Raw genomic sequence first — 13920 nt, 5'->3', positions numbered from 1 at the left:
GGCGCGTCGGCTCATGGCCGCCGTTGCGCCCGGCGCAATGTAGCGTTGCGCCATGATGGACTACTCGATCCCAAGCGCCCTGTCTAAGCTCACCGAGCTGAAAGTCGCCGTACGCCAATCGCACGCGGCGGATTGAAAGATCTGTCGTTTACTCAGTTCGAGAGGTAAGGCGATGAAGCGCAAAACGATCATCGGTGCCGTTGTGGCGCTCGGCGTGGTGGGAATAGGGTTCGCGTTCTGGATGATGTGGAGGCCGGAAATCGCTGCTGTCAGACCGCCGCAGAGTGCCGGAAGGGAAACCCTGGACCGAGGCCGGCGCATCGTCGAAGCGGGCGACTGCGCGGTCTGCCACACGCGGCCCGGGGGCGACTACATGGCGGGCGGCTTGCCATTGATCACGCCCTTCGGAACACTCTTCACCACCAACATCACCCCGGACCCGGAAACCGGTATCGGCAAGTGGTCGCTGCCGGCCTTTGAACGAGCCATGCGTGAAGGCATCGCCCGCGACGGTCACTTCCTCTACCCGGCCTTCCCCTACGTGCATTACCGAAAGTTGAGTGATGCCGATATCGCCGATGCCTACGCCTTCCTGATGAGCGTGGACCCGGTCAAATACACCGCACCTGAAAACCATATGGTTTTCCCCATGAACTTCCGTGCGCTGGTGTCGTTCTGGAACTTGCTGTTCCTGCATGGCGACCCGCTGGAACCGCTTCCCGACCGGTCTGCGCAATGGAACCGCGGACGCTATCTGGTCGAAGGCGCGGGACACTGTTCGTCCTGTCATTCGCCGCTGAATCTGATTGGCGGCGAAAAGAGCAGCGAGCTGTTCAACGGCGGTATCGTCGACGGCTGGACGGCCCCCTCCCTGCGCGGGATGGCCGACGCGCAACACCCCTGGAATGAAGCCCAGTTGGTCGCCTATCTGACGGGCAAGGTCGCCGAAGATCACGGCGCGGCGGCGGGCCCGATGTTGCCGGTCAGCCTGAGCATCGCGCAATTGCCGGTGGAAGATGCCCAGGCCATCGCCCGCTATATCCTTGACCTTAAAAAAACCTCGTCGGACGCCACGTCACCGCCCTGCCCGCCAGCGGCCAATCCCACTGCCAGGACGCTGCCCGGTGCGGCGCTGTTCGAGGGTGCCTGCGCAAGTTGCCACAGCGCCGCCGCCCCCATGCGCACCCTGGATTCGAGGCCCGCGCTGGGAAACACCAGCGCCGTCAGGGCGGACTCGTCACGTAATCTGATCCAGACCATTTTGCAGGGCATCCCGATGTCCACCGCCGACTCCAGCCACTACATGCCTGGCTTCGCAGACAGTCTGGATGACACCCACCTCGCCGCCATCGCCGAGTATTTGCGCAACGAGAGCTGCCCGACCAGGCCCTGGACGGATCTCGACAAGACAATCAAGAGCATTCGGACTCAGGAGTAGCCACCGTGATCACACTCGACATCAACGGCAAGACGCATGAACTGGACATCCCGCAAGACATGCCGCTGCTGTATGCCCTGCGCAACCAGGCAGGGCTCAATGGCGCGAAATACGGCTGCGGTCTGGGTCAGTGCGGCGCTTGCACGGTTTTAGTGAACGACAAGCCGGTGTTTTCATGCCTGACGCCCTGCGGCGCGCTGGCGGGCAAGTCCGTGCGCACCGTGGAGAGCCTGGGCAGCGCCGACAAACCGGGGCCGTTGCAGAAAGCCTTTATCGACGAGCAGGCAGCCCAGTGTGGTTATTGCATCGCGGGGATGATCGTACGGGCGCAGGCTCTGTTGGAGACAAACCCTCATCCGGACGATGACACGATTCGTCGCCACATGGCGCCCAACCTGTGCCGCTGCGGCACCCATGTGCGGATCCTCGCCGCCATCAAATCGGTCATCGCGCAGGGAGCCAAGGTATGAAGTCCTCAACGCAAAACGTCGATCTGAGCCGCCGCGCCTTCGTGATAAACGGCGCGTTGGTGATGGGGTTCGCCATGCTCCCCGGTATCCCGCGTGCCTTCGCCGACACCGAAGTGGACACCCTGGGTACGGCAATCCTGGCGCCTGATTTGCCCGGCAGCCTGCGGGCCACGCCCTATCTGGACGCCTGGATCCGCATTGACGCCAAAGACGGCATTACCGTCTACACCGGCAAAGTGGAACTGGGCACTGGGGTCAAGACCGCGCTCCTGCAGATCGCCGCGGAACGCCTGGAAGTGTCACCGGGTCTGATCCGCTTTCTCACGGCCGACACTGCGCTGACACCCAATGAGGGTTACACCGCCGGCAGCCATACGATCGTCGACAGCGGCACTGCACTGTTCAACGCGGCGGCCCAGGTACGTCAGTTGTTACTCGAATCCGCGGCTCGCCAATGGCAATGCAACACCGACAGCCTGAGCACGCGGGACGCGGTGATCCACGATGGGCAAGGTCGCAGCATGACCTACACACAAGCGGTGAACGGGGTTCAATTGCATCGCTACGCATCGGCGAGTTCCCCCTTCAAGCCAGCCAGCAGCTTCACCCTGATCGGCACATCATTGCCCAGGCTGGACATCCCGGCCAAGGTCAGCGGCGGTGCGGCCTATGTGCAGGACATGCGCCTGCCGGACATGCTGCATGCCCGCGTGATACGTCCACCCCGGCGCGGCAGTCAGCTACTGGACATTGACGAAGCCGCCCTCAATAAACTCCCCGGCGTGGTGAAACTGGTCCGCAACGGCAGCTACCTCGCGGTGGTCGCCACCGATGAATGGCTGGCGGTCAAGGCAATGCGCGAGGGCTACGCCACTGCCCGCTGGACCGAAGGGAGTCCGCTACCTGACTCGACCCATATCCATCAGCTGCTTACCGAGCTGCCGGCGCGGCGCTACCCGGTGAGCGCCAAGGGTCGCCTCACGCAACCCGAGTCCCGTGGGTACAAGGCACGGGTGACCAAGCAATACCTGATGCATGGTTCCATCGGACCGTCTTGCGCGGTGGCCTGGTTCAAGGATGGGACGCTGACCGTCTGGACCCACACCCAGGGTGTTTATCCTCTGCGCATGGGCATCGCCGAGATGCTGGGTCTGCCTGTGCAGCAGGTGCGCTGCATCCATGCTGAAGGCTCCGGCTGCTATGGCCACAACGGCGCCGATGACGCCGCCGCCGATGCCGCGTTGATCGCCATGGCCCTGCCTGGCAACCCCATACGGGTGCAATGGATGCGCGAACAGGAGAATCTCTGGGAGCCCTACAGCTCGGCAATGCTGGCCGAAGTGGAAGCGGGACTGGACGACAGCGGGCGTCTGCGTGACTGGAAATACGAACTCTGGAGCACGCCGCACAACGAACGCATCGTCAATGCCGGGCGCCTGCTGCCGGCGTGGCTATTGGCCAAACCCTTCACCCCTGCGCCTTCGGTCCCGATCGCCCAACCCGAGGGTGACGGCGACCGTAACGCGGTTCCGTTGTATGAGATACCCAACCAGCAGATTGACCTGAATTTTGTGCTGAGCATGCCCTTCAGGACCTCGGCCATGCGTTCGCTAGGTGCCCATATCAATGTGTTCGCCATCGAAAGCACGGTGGATGAACTGGCGGCGCGGGCTGCGGTGGATCCGGTGCAATTTCGCCTCAATCACTTGAGCGATCCGCGAGCACGGGCGGTGGTGGATCGCGTGGCCAGTGCGTTCCGCTGGCCGCAAAAAGCCACAGGCCCCGGCAGTGGAATCGGCTTCGCCTTCGCACGCTATAAAAACATCATGGGTTACTGCGCCATCGCCGTGCAGTTGCATGTGCAGCGCCAGACCGGGCAAGTGACGATTGATCGGGTGGTGGCCGCCGTCGATGTGGGGCAAATTGTCAGCCCCGATGGGCTGCTCAATCAGGTTCAGGGCGGCATCGTGCAGTCCGCCAGCTGGACGCTCTATGAACGAATCCTCTATGACGCCAATGGCATGCACAGCTTCGATTGGAGCGGCTATCCGATCATGCGTTTTTCCGAGGTGCCGAAACAGGTCGAGGTCCACATGATCGATCAGCCGGACCAGCCATTTCTCGGTGCCGCGGAAATCGTCCAGGGCCCCATGGCCGCAGCGCTGGGTAACGCCATTCGGGATGCCACCGGCAAGCGTTTGCTCGATCTGCCACTGGCTCGACGTGGCTGGCAGGAAGCGTTGGGATCATGAGCAATCCTGACCTGTGTATCGGTCGCCCATCGCACACTCGAAAAAAAGGCGGTGGAGGATCACTCGCACCGCCCTACCCCATTCAAGGGAAATGTTTCTCGTCTATAAAACATGCCGTTGGAAGAGAACGGCATGTACACGCAACACGCCTTTAAGCGCTGCCTGTCAGTCAAGCGGGCAGCCAGCCCGCTGAATAGGGTTTCACCCGCGCTCTACCGGACAACGCCTAAAACAACGCCAGTTGGTAATTGATGATGATCCGGTTTTCGTCCTGTTGGCGGGTGTTCGGGATGTTGTTTCGTACCATCGCGTTTTTCCACATGAGGCTAACGCCTTTCAACGGTCCCGATTGCACGACATAGGCCAGCGTTATATCGCGCTCCCACTCACTTGAATCGCTGGAAGCGATGGTGTTGATGTCATCGCCTTTAACGTAGACAACCCCCGCTGTCGCACCGGGCAAGCCCAGTTTTGCAAAGTCAAAGGCGTAGCGTGCCTGCCAGGACTTCTCGCCGGCGTGCACGAATTTCTGAACCTGCATTTCCGTGATGGTGTAAGTGGTCGGACCGTCACCCTGGTTTAAATAAGGGAAATCGCTTTTCCCGTTGCTAACCTCATAGCCGGCTCCGAAGGTGTGACCGGCAACGGCGTAGGTCAATAATCCACTGAACAGGTTATTGTCGACTTTGCCTTTGATCGTATTACCGCCGTAGTAGCCTGTCGTAAAGTAAGCAGGATCATGACCGTTCGCACCAGCGTCCTGGCTATTGAAATATCGAAGATCACTGGTTAGCACGCCTGAACCGATTGCCCAGTTATGAATCAACCCCAGAAAGTGCTGCTTATAAAAATCCTCAAGGTTGCCGTAATAATATTGCAAGGTCAGGTCTTTGCTCAGTTTGTAATCGCCGCCCGCAAAAAGGAACTTATTGCTGAAGCGACCGGTGACAGGATTGTTGGCACCCGCAATGGACATGTTTTCGATATTGCTGGAGTTGCGGCCCTTGACCCCGTCAATTTGCCCTCCGGTCAGGATCAGATCCTTGATGTCCGCAGAGGTCACCTGGGCTCCTTGCCAGGTTTGCGGCAGCAATCGTCCGTCATTGCTATAGATAACCGGGAGTTTCGGCACCAGAGTGCCAAGCTTCAACTCGGTCTTGGAAATCTTCACTTTCCCGGTCAGTCCCAGGCTGGAGAAATCGTCAACCGCATGGTCGCCGTCGCTTGGAAACACCACGCCGCCGAAGTTGTTACCCGTTGGATTGCCATGTTTGCCGGCGCTTGAATCGAGCTTTACACCCAACATGCCTAAAGCATCGACACCCAATCCGACAGGGCCCTCGGTATATCCGGAGATGTATTCCAGCTGGAAAGCCTGTCCCCATTCCGCTTGATAACTTTGATTGGCGGCTTTCTGTGCGGGTGTTGCAGAGTCGCGATAATCGCTGTTGATGTAGTAATTACGCAATTTAAGCGCTGCCTTACTATCTTCAATGAAACCAGCCGCATGGGTTTGCTGCGCCAAGACACACAGGGCGGCCGCAAGGGTAAAAGTACATTTCATTTCTCTGCACTCACGTTGAGATTATTATTTTTGTATTAACTTTTAAGCATTTTTCAGGCGCAAATGTCCCGGCAGCACATGGAACATAAGCGCCGTTATTCAGAAATTATTTAATGCAGGGAACCACTACATGGATTAATCGGCTTTGAGCTGAGCCTTCCATGTGGCCGGCGTACCCAGTTCAGAATCGACCAACTGGTTTTCGAATTGATTGCGTTCTCTGATGGCACTGGCGGAGCGATCGGTCATGGAAAACCAGAAAATACCGATGAATGCGACGGCCATTGAAAACAGGGCCGGATATTCATAAGGGAACCAGGCTTGCTGATGATGAAGGATCTTGACCCAAACGGTTGGGCTGAGAATGCACAGGGTAATGGCCGATACCAGCCCCAGCGATCCACCCATCACGGCCCCACGGGTTGTCAGGCCTTTCCAGTAGATCGATAACAGCAGGACCGGAAAGTTGGAACTGGCGGCGATGGAGAACGTCAAGCTCACAATGAAGGCGATGTTTTGCTTTTCAAACGCAATCGCCAGGAGAATCGACAGCACACCCAGTACGATGGTCGTCACGCGGGAGACGCGCATTTCGTCACGGTCGCTGGCGGTGCCACGGCGCAACGCATGGGCATAGAGGTCATGAGAAACCGCTGACGAGCCAGCGAGGGTCAACCCTGCCACGACCGCCAATATCGTCGAGAACGACACCGCGCACATGAATCCGAGGAAGACATTGCCCCCAACGTTATGGGCAAGGTGAATGGCAACCATGTTAACGCCACCCAATATTCCACCGGATGCATCGTGATAGGCCGGATTGCTCGCCACCAGGGCGATGGTGCCAAAGCCAATGATGACAATCAGCGCGTACCCGATGCCGACGAGACCGGAGGCATAGAGAATGCTCTGGCGCGCGGCTTTAACGTCACCGACAGTGAAAAACCGCATGAGAATGTGTGGAAGACCCGCCGTACCGAAGACCAGCGCCAACCCCAGGGAAATGGCGGAGACGGGATCGGAAATCAAACCGCCGGGGCTCATGATTGCCCCATGGGACGGATGAACCTGAATGGCTTGAGTGAACAGTTGGTTCAGGCTGAATCCGAACTCGGACAACACCATGAACGCCATGAAAACGCAGCCGGTCAGCAGTAACACGGCCTTGATAATCTGAATCCAGGTGGTGGCCAGCATCCCGCCAAAGAACACATAGATGACCATCAGCGTACCCACCAGCAGTACAGCTGCGGTGTAATCGAAGCCGAACAGCAATTCCACCAGTTTCCCGGCGCCCACCAGTTGAGACACCAGGTAAAGCAGCACGATCACGATGGAACTGGACGCCGCAAAAGCCCGTATGGGTCTTTGCTTCAGCCTGTAGGACAGGACATCCGCCAGGGTGTAGCGCCCAAGGTTGCGCAGAGGCTCGGCGATCAGGAACAGAATGATCGGCCAGCTGGCGAGAAAGCCGATCGAGTAGATCAGTCCATCGAAGCCACTGGTAAACACCAACGCGGAGATGCCCAGTAAGGACGCTGCGGACATGTAGTCTCCGGCAATGGCCCAACCATTCTGGAAACCGGTGATTTTCCCGCCTGCGGCATAGTGATCGGCCACGCTATTGTTCTTGCGCGCCGCCCATCGTGTGACAAATAGAGTGAACACGACGAACGCCAGGAACATGCCGATGGCAATGGGGTTGTGTTTGGGCACTGCGGCAGGGACATCGCTCGCGTAGACAGTTGCCGAAGCAAGGATGGCCGAGAAGGTCAAAAGAAGACGCTTCATTTTTTGAAGCTCCCGATGATTGTTTTTATTTTGGGGTCGTAGCAGGTGTGGGTGCGCCAGACGTAGACGGCAACGAGAAGAATCGTGAAGGCGAGCATCCCGAAGCCAATCGGCACGCCCCACGTCATGGGATGACCTTCGGTGATGGGGGTACCCAGGCGGGCAGGAATAAAGGCCAGCGAAAGAATAAAGCCGAAATAGACCGCCAGCATGAGAGCCGTCATGCTCCACGAAAATATTCGTCGCTGTTTGACCAATGCACGAAACTGCGGGTTTTCCAGAATCGGATTTTGAATGGTGTCTTCAAGCTGTCCAGCGGACACGGCCGGGCCACCGTCTTGCGGATAGGCATGTTCCATGGTTCTCTCCTGCGAAGGGCGTGTGACTGAATTAAAACTTCACCGGCACTGCCGTTTCGCGCATCACGGCTTCCGGAGTCCGGTACAACTCAGCCATTTCGCGCTCTTGCTCGCTTTTCAATTGCGCCTGCATGTAGGCGCCAAGATGCCGGGCGTGCTGAACGATCGAGGCACCGAAACGGCAACGTTGCTCGCTGTAGGCCGCCAAGGCTTCTTCAACGGATGCCTCTCGCTCGAGCGCTTCGACGATGGCCAAGGCATCACCGGCCGCCTTGGTGACCCCCATCCCGCAGTGGGGACGGACCACGAATGCAGCGTCGCCGAGCAAGGCGATGCGTCCGAAATTCATCTTCGGTACTTCAAGGTCGTAAATCGGCTGGAACAGCGGCTGGGCAGCTTTCTTCACGACTTCGGCAAACTGCGGGGCGAGCAGCGTATCGGCGGACTCATACATATCGGCGAGCACGTCACGACGTATCAGCGTCGGAGGAATTCCACCTTCAAACTGTTTACCGCTCTCATCCCGGAGCAGGTCCTTCAACTCATCGTCGCCGCTGGTGCGGTACCACACGAAGTTGTACCGACGCTCGCCGGCCAGGGTGCTGTTCGACTGACCGGCAACCGGATACCCCAAAATCTGTTCGCGCGGGGGTAAACAGAACGCAAATTTATCGAAGAGCGCGGCGTGGGCGGAGTCGGAAAGAACACCTTCATCGACCAACCCGCGCCAGGCGATATAGCCGGCGTATTGCAGATGCAAGTCAGGCAAAAGCTGCTGGCGAATCGTCGAGCGAAATCCATCGGCGGCAATGATGATGTCTGCTTGATGGGTGGTGCCATCGGCCAGTGTGACGCTGGCATGGGACTCCGTGCTTTGGACCGAGACGACGCTGCCACCGCAACGATAGAGCGAGTCTGGAAAAGCGGCGCGAAGCACCTGGTACATCTTTCCCCACGCGGTCAGCGTTTGCGGGAGCGCGTTCTCCAGTACGACATCGCCGTCCTGGTCCAACGTGACGCGCGACAGCACGTCGATACCAACCGACGCATCGAGTGGGATGCCCGCTGCGGCCATCGCTTCGAACAACTCAGGGTGTGTAACGATCCCTGCGCCTCGTCCAGCGAGTTCATCCGGTACCCGTTCGAAGACTTCGACATCCCAGCCCTTGCGAAGCAACATGTTCGCTGCAAACAGGCCACCCAGCGAGCCACCGACGACAATGGCGCGGCGTTTGTTCGGCCTATTCATCATGGTTGCACCTCCACCGTCGCAGCGGCATGGGCAGCGTAGGAACCGACGGCTTCAATCTCGGAGGCCGGGAAGTTGAGTTCGATGGTGACGCCGGAAGGGTCTTCGATGAAAACCTGATGCAGGCCCAGGCTCGGAACGGTGCGATCACGCCAGGCAATGCCTTCGGCTTTCAGGACACCCCAGAACTCAACCAGGCCGGTTACCAGAAACGCAATGTGATCAACGGTCCCAGTGCCCTTCAGCGGGATGTCCTTGTCGCCGAGATACTGCTGCAGACCCTCGGGGTTGGAGGGATCGATCCCGATAATGTGGACCGTACCAAAATCCTGCTCGTCCCCTCCCATGTACAACCACACGCCGGGAAAGTCGAACGGCGGCCGGTAGCCAGGGGTGAAACCGAGCACCCTTTCATAAAATTGACTGGATTTTTCCAGGTCGAACGACCGGATCGAGTAATGAGCGAGCTTTCGGACTTGCATGGTGCCTCCAACAGATTTTGTTGTTATTTATCGGTTGATAAACAGTAAGGCCTGACGAATTTGATGTAAATAGCCGATGGACCCGATTTTTTCAGGACTGCCCCTGAGCCACGTCGCGATGGCGTCCTGGCAGAATGCGTTTCAGGCGTTTGGAACGGGCTTTTCAGAGCGAAACAGCGAGGTGCTCGCCCTCCCGCCACCTATCCAGCCAAAGGCTGAAACAGGTGATGAGTGGTCGAAAAAAGAAGGGTGGAAGCAGGATGTCAGGGGGTGGCCAGGCGGGAAATCAACTCAAACGAGGGGTCTCGCCGATGTCGTTGTCGACCTGAGCCAATACATGGGGACCGCCATTGAGGAACGCATCGACCATCTGCTCTATCAGCGCGTCAATGTCTTCGGTCACCGGCAGATCGTAGATCCATTTGCGCACGCCGATATAGAAAATGCTGGCATGCAAACTCCAGATCAGTTCGAGCTCTTTTTCATTGATCGTTTCACCGCAGGAAGGCGCCAGGCCATGGGCATGGCGTATTTCAGCAATAACGGGAATGAAGACGCGCTCACGTAATTTGGCCAGATACCGATCGTTGATGCCTTCACGGGTCAACCCGGCGAACACGAAGATGCGAATCCATTCTCGTCGCAAAATCACATGGGCGTATGAGGTATAGAAACGCACCAGGCGTGCCTGAAGGGGTTGCGAACGATCCTTGATCACCGTCTCCCACGAAGCATCCCACTGATAGACCTCGTCGTAAACGCGGTCGATCAGTGCCTCCTTGCTGGGGAAATAGCGATAGAGCAAAGGCTGGGTAACGTCCAGTTGCCGGGCCAGCTCACGGGTGCTTCCCGAGAATCCGCAGGTCGCGAAGTGCTCGATGGCTTTCTGCACGATCTGCTTTTCCCGGACTTGCGGGGAAAGGCGCCGGGTTGCCGCCTTGACGGTACCCTGTGAGTCCGCTGATTTTTTTGAGTCTTGCATAACGCCTCGCTCGAGCTTCATCGAGGCATCATACAAAACAAAAGAATGCGCTGGCTATGAACCCCCGACCCGGCGCCCGAGGACGTGAGCCGTTCCGTTACCGGGCAGGCGTTCAGGCAGCGCAATGACTCAGTGGCTCTGCGCGTCTCTACGGGACACCACCAGGAAGACGATCAAGGTCACCAGTGACAGTGCACTTCCGACGGCCGCAATCGCCAACCAGCTGAAGTGTTCATAAAGCGAGCTGGCCACGGAGGAGCCGAACGCCCCGCCAATGAAGATGCTGATCATGTACAACGCATTCAGACGGCCTCGGTTGGCAGTGCCCAAGGCGTAGACGGCGCGTTGTCCAAGCACCATGTTCATCTGTACGGCAAAATCCAGCGCGATACCGGTAACCGCCAAGCCGATCACACCATAAAAAGGGTTGATGAAGGCCGGGAGGAAACTCACTGCGGCCAATATCATGGCCAACTGTGAAGCGCGTCGAGTGTGCCCGGCATCCGCGAGTCGACCACTGATAGGTGCGGCGATTGCACCGATGGCACCGACCAGAGAGAAAATCGCGATCTGACTTTGCGAGAGGCCGAACTCACGGCTCAATACCATCGGGACAGCGGTCCAGAACAGACTGAACGCAGCAAACATCAACCCTTGATAGAGCGCTCGCTGACGCAATACGGGCTCACGGCAAAACAGTTGGCCAAGGGATTTCAGCAACTGGCCATACGACGCGCGATGGGCGGGTTGCCATTTGGGCATGGTCATGCCGATCACCAAGGAAATGACCAGCATCAACGCAGCCGCGCCGATAAACACGGCCCGCCAGCCAAAATGATCGGCAACCAGGCTCGACAACGGCCGCGCCAGCAAGATCCCCAACAGCAAGCCGCCCATGATCCCGCCCACCACTCGGCCGCGAGATTCTTCCGGCGCCAGATGCGCGGCCAATGGAATCAGCATTTGCACGGAGACCGAACTGAAACCGATGAGTGCCGAGACGACAAGGAACACGCTCGGCTGCCTGGCCAGACCCGCGGCGATCAGGCTGAAGATCGTAACCACGATCGTCGCGATCATCAGCCGGCGATTTTCCATGAGGTCCGCGAGGGGAACCAGGAAGAACAACCCGAGTGCGTAGCCGATTTGAGTCAGCGATACGATAAAACTGGCGCTGCCATTCGACATGCCGATATCCGGGGCGATCAGGCTGATAATCGGCTGTGCGTAATAGATGTTGGCCACGATGGCGCCACAACAAAACGCAAAGAGAAGCACCATCCCTCGCGTCATTGAAACTTTTGCCATCGTCGTTGCCGTACCGCTTGTTGAAACACTCATGCTGTGACCTCCTGAAATTCGACAGCGGTGACGTTCCAATGAAGGTCACCCGCTGGATGTTTGTCAGGCCACAAAATAGGCGGCACGCCCCATCGGGAGAATATGGACATGGCGCAACGTCCTGTTGCGTCGTGCGCAAAAGATGCCTGGCCAGTCTGCTGGAACCGCAGTCGGTACGTGGGCGCGATGAATGCCAGACGAATACGGATGCGCTACTACAATGAGTAGAACTTCCGGGGCCTGACAGACAGCGAGCGAATGTGGATGAAACACCAACTCTGCGTCGTTAGGCCGATTCGTTTCGCAACCGCCTCGCTCATCCTTGCCACCTCCATTGCCGGCGCAGAGGATCTCGAGCCCAGGTCCTACGCCAATACGCCGGTCGGTATCAACTTCCTGCTCATGGGCTATAGCGATCTCCATGGCAACGTGACGGCCAACCCCTCGGTCCCGCTCCAGGATGCCAAGCTCGATATCAAGACTGTCGTGTTTGCCTTTGCCCGATCCCTGGACGTCTGGGGCCGCTCCGGGAAGTTCGATATCGTCGTGCCTGAGGCAAAATTGACGGGTTCTGCCCTGTTTGACGGTGAACCCAAGGAACGAAATGTGACGGGCTTGATCGATCCAAGATTTCGCTTCTCGGTCAACTTGTATGGCGCCCCGGCGATGTCCCTGGCTGAATTCCCCAGCTATAAACAGGATGTGATTATCGGCACCAGCCTGGCGATCACGGCACCACTGGGCCAGTACGACGCGAACAAACTGGTGAATCTCGGCAACAACCGCTGGTCGTTCAAGCCCGAGCTCGGGATCTCCAAGCGTCTGGGACCCGTGACCCTGGAATTGTCCGGCGCGGCAACTTATTACACCGACAACAACGAGTACCTGGGCAACCGCACACTTTCCCAGAACCCGATTTACCAGGTGCAGGCGCATCTTATCTATGCCTTTGAGAACGGTGTCTGGGTCTCGCTGGATTCGACCTACTTTGAGGGGGGGAGTACCTCAATCGATGGCGTCGGCAACCATGACTTCCAGGAAAATACGCGCTACGGATGCACCCTCACGCTACCGTTGAACCGCAACCATTCGGTGAAGCTCAATGCGAGCAATGGCGGACATACTCGTACGGGCAGCGAATACGATGCCATTGGCATCGTCTGGCAGTATCGCTTCGGCGGAGGGCTTTGAAACCGGGGCTTGCGCTGTATTCCATTCAGGCATCGGCGGGATATTCGACTGAGGCTGAAATACCCGGAAGTGGTTCAGGAAAATCGAGCGTCACTTAATCTGATTCGATGGATAAAGACCGGCAAGCCGCGCAATCACCACACCCACGTAAAAGACCCCTGAAAACTCTTCGACCATCACAAGTGAACGAGCGTGATTGGTTAGCGGGATAAAATCACCGTAACCGGTAGTTGTGAGGGTCGTGAGACTAAAATAGATCAGCTTGAAGAAGTTTCCGGGCTGGACGAAGTCAAGGTGGCCAGGGCCGAATGAACCGGCGCTGGACATCTCGACCAAGGCATATACGAATGACCAGACGAACGCCAGCAGGATGTAACCTGCAAGCGCGCCATGCAGTTTGTCCGCCGTAATGGGCCCGCGCTTGAGAACATAGCGAAGCACTCCGCTGAACGAGATGGCAAGAGACGCTGTATAGGTCATCCCGGCAAGTTTAAGAACGGCGACACTCCCAGCCCACAATGCCCCCCATAGAAGGCCTACCCCCAGTAACGCCAGACACAGTTTGAGAATGACGCCCTGTCGACTCTGCCTGGTGGCGAAAGCGCCCACGAGCAGCACGGTTGAAAACAGAATGCCGAGCAAGATGCGGTCAACCATGCCCTCTTCAAGAAAGGGAAACAGGAGGATCAATCCCAGCAAGAGCAGCAACAGATAGGTGCAAGGCCCCAGCCCTATGACAATCTGACCTAAATCCGCATCGGATTCGGGTTTATCTTGTGGATTGGTCATATCGCCTCCCTG

12 protein-coding genes are annotated in these 13920 nt (G+C 57.9%); 4 read left to right on the top strand and 8 right to left on the bottom strand.

The annotated features are described in order from the left end of the window. The first annotated feature begins 172 nt into the window (after nucleotides 1–172). The 3 genes from ACX3YF_RS24165 to ACX3YF_RS24155 are packed head-to-tail and all read left to right on the top strand — an operon-like array spanning nucleotide 173 to nucleotide 4160. On the top strand, nucleotides 173–1438 hold the full coding sequence (locus ACX3YF_RS24165; RefSeq protein ID WP_458974450.1) for a c-type cytochrome: 1266 nt from the start codon (nucleotides 173–175) through the stop codon (nucleotides 1436–1438). A 5-nt stretch (nucleotides 1439–1443) separates the two neighbouring features. Further along, entirely contained in the window at nucleotides 1444–1908 is a 465-nt protein-coding gene (locus ACX3YF_RS24160) for a (2Fe-2S)-binding protein (RefSeq protein WP_130210922.1), read from the top strand. Next, entirely contained in the window at nucleotides 1905–4160 is a 2256-nt protein-coding gene (locus tag ACX3YF_RS24155) for a xanthine dehydrogenase family protein molybdopterin-binding subunit (RefSeq protein ID WP_458974449.1), read from the top strand. Before ACX3YF_RS24160 ends, ACX3YF_RS24155 begins: the two co-directional genes overlap by 4 nt. A gap of 226 nt (nucleotides 4161–4386) precedes the next feature. Here the strand turns inward: ACX3YF_RS24155 and ACX3YF_RS24150 are convergent, their stop codons facing one another. From ACX3YF_RS24150 to ACX3YF_RS24120, 7 genes are all read right to left on the bottom strand, one after another. Next, nucleotides 4387–5724: an OprD family porin gene (locus ACX3YF_RS24150; RefSeq protein WP_458974448.1), complete on the bottom strand. Its 1338-nt coding sequence runs from the start codon at nucleotides 5722–5724 to the stop codon at nucleotides 4387–4389. 135 nt (nucleotides 5725–5859) lie between these two features. Next, a complete protein-coding gene (locus ACX3YF_RS24145) occupies nucleotides 5860–7515 on the bottom strand; it encodes a cation acetate symporter (RefSeq protein ID WP_458945181.1) in 1656 nt (551 codons plus the stop codon). Continuing rightward, entirely contained in the window at nucleotides 7512–7874 is a 363-nt protein-coding gene (locus ACX3YF_RS24140; protein ID WP_458974447.1) for a DUF485 domain-containing protein, read from the bottom strand. The genes ACX3YF_RS24145 and ACX3YF_RS24140 overlap by 4 nt, the downstream gene beginning before the upstream one ends. A 31-nt stretch (nucleotides 7875–7905) precedes the next feature. Further along, complete coding sequence (locus tag ACX3YF_RS24135) at nucleotides 7906–9126, bottom strand: FAD binding domain-containing protein (RefSeq protein WP_449105551.1); 1221 nt, start codon at nucleotides 9124–9126, stop codon at nucleotides 7906–7908. Continuing rightward, on the bottom strand, nucleotides 9123–9605 hold the full coding sequence (locus ACX3YF_RS24130; protein ID WP_130210916.1) for a VOC family protein: 483 nt from the start codon (nucleotides 9603–9605) through the stop codon (nucleotides 9123–9125). Before ACX3YF_RS24130 ends, ACX3YF_RS24135 begins: the two co-directional genes overlap by 4 nt. 286 nt (nucleotides 9606–9891) lie before the next feature. After that, on the bottom strand, nucleotides 9892–10587 hold the full coding sequence (locus tag ACX3YF_RS24125) for a TetR/AcrR family transcriptional regulator (protein ID WP_458974446.1): 696 nt from the start codon (nucleotides 10585–10587) through the stop codon (nucleotides 9892–9894). 129 nt (nucleotides 10588–10716) lie between these two features. Further along, entirely contained in the window at nucleotides 10717–11928 is a 1212-nt protein-coding gene (locus ACX3YF_RS24120; RefSeq protein WP_458974868.1) for an MFS transporter, read from the bottom strand. 264 nt (nucleotides 11929–12192) lie between these two features. Here ACX3YF_RS24120 and ACX3YF_RS24115 point away from each other — a divergent pair, with 264 nt between their 5' ends. Beyond that, a complete protein-coding gene (locus ACX3YF_RS24115; protein ID WP_448646572.1) occupies nucleotides 12193–13119 on the top strand; it encodes a transporter in 927 nt (308 codons plus the stop codon). 90 nt (nucleotides 13120–13209) lie between these two features. Here the strand turns inward: ACX3YF_RS24115 and ACX3YF_RS24110 are convergent, their stop codons facing one another. Further along, on the bottom strand, nucleotides 13210–13908 hold the full coding sequence (locus tag ACX3YF_RS24110; protein ID WP_458945179.1) for an ion channel: 699 nt from the start codon (nucleotides 13906–13908) through the stop codon (nucleotides 13210–13212). Nucleotides 13909–13920 lie beyond the last annotated feature (12 nt).

It is taken from the genome of Pseudomonas fluorescens group sp. PF-69 (assembly GCF_054481235.1).
This window is presented reverse-complemented; position numbering and strand designations above follow the sequence as displayed.

What these genes read in the sequence shown, in the direction of transcription:
- ACX3YF_RS24165 (WP_458974450.1), top strand. Translation starts at nt 173, where the DNA reads ATGAAGCGCAAAACGATCATCGGTGCCGTTGTGGCGCTCGGCGTGGTG.
- ACX3YF_RS24155 (WP_458974449.1), top strand. Translation starts at nt 1,905, where the DNA reads ATGAAGTCCTCAACGCAAAACGTCGATCTGAGCCGCCGCGCCTTCGTG.
- ACX3YF_RS24150 (WP_458974448.1), bottom strand. Translation starts at nt 5,724, where the DNA reads ATGAAATGTACTTTTACCCTTGCGGCCGCCCTGTGTGTCTTGGCGCAG.
- ACX3YF_RS24145 (WP_458945181.1), bottom strand. Translation starts at nt 7,515, where the DNA reads ATGAAGCGTCTTCTTTTGACCTTCTCGGCCATCCTTGCTTCGGCAACT.
- ACX3YF_RS24140 (WP_458974447.1), bottom strand. Translation starts at nt 7,874, where the DNA reads ATGGAACATGCCTATCCGCAAGACGGTGGCCCGGCCGTGTCCGCTGGA.
- ACX3YF_RS24135 (WP_449105551.1), bottom strand. Translation starts at nt 9,126, where the DNA reads ATGATGAATAGGCCGAACAAACGCCGCGCCATTGTCGTCGGTGGCTCG.
- ACX3YF_RS24130 (WP_130210916.1), bottom strand. Translation starts at nt 9,605, where the DNA reads ATGCAAGTCCGAAAGCTCGCTCATTACTCGATCCGGTCGTTCGACCTG.
- ACX3YF_RS24125 (WP_458974446.1), bottom strand. Translation starts at nt 10,587, where the DNA reads ATGCAAGACTCAAAAAAATCAGCGGACTCACAGGGTACCGTCAAGGCG.
- ACX3YF_RS24120 (WP_458974868.1), bottom strand. Translation starts at nt 11,928, where the DNA reads ATGAGTGTTTCAACAAGCGGTACGGCAACGACGATGGCAAAAGTTTCA.
- ACX3YF_RS24115 (WP_448646572.1), top strand. Translation starts at nt 12,193, where the DNA reads ATGAAACACCAACTCTGCGTCGTTAGGCCGATTCGTTTCGCAACCGCC.
- ACX3YF_RS24110 (WP_458945179.1), bottom strand. Translation starts at nt 13,908, where the DNA reads ATGACCAATCCACAAGATAAACCCGAATCCGATGCGGATTTAGGTCAG.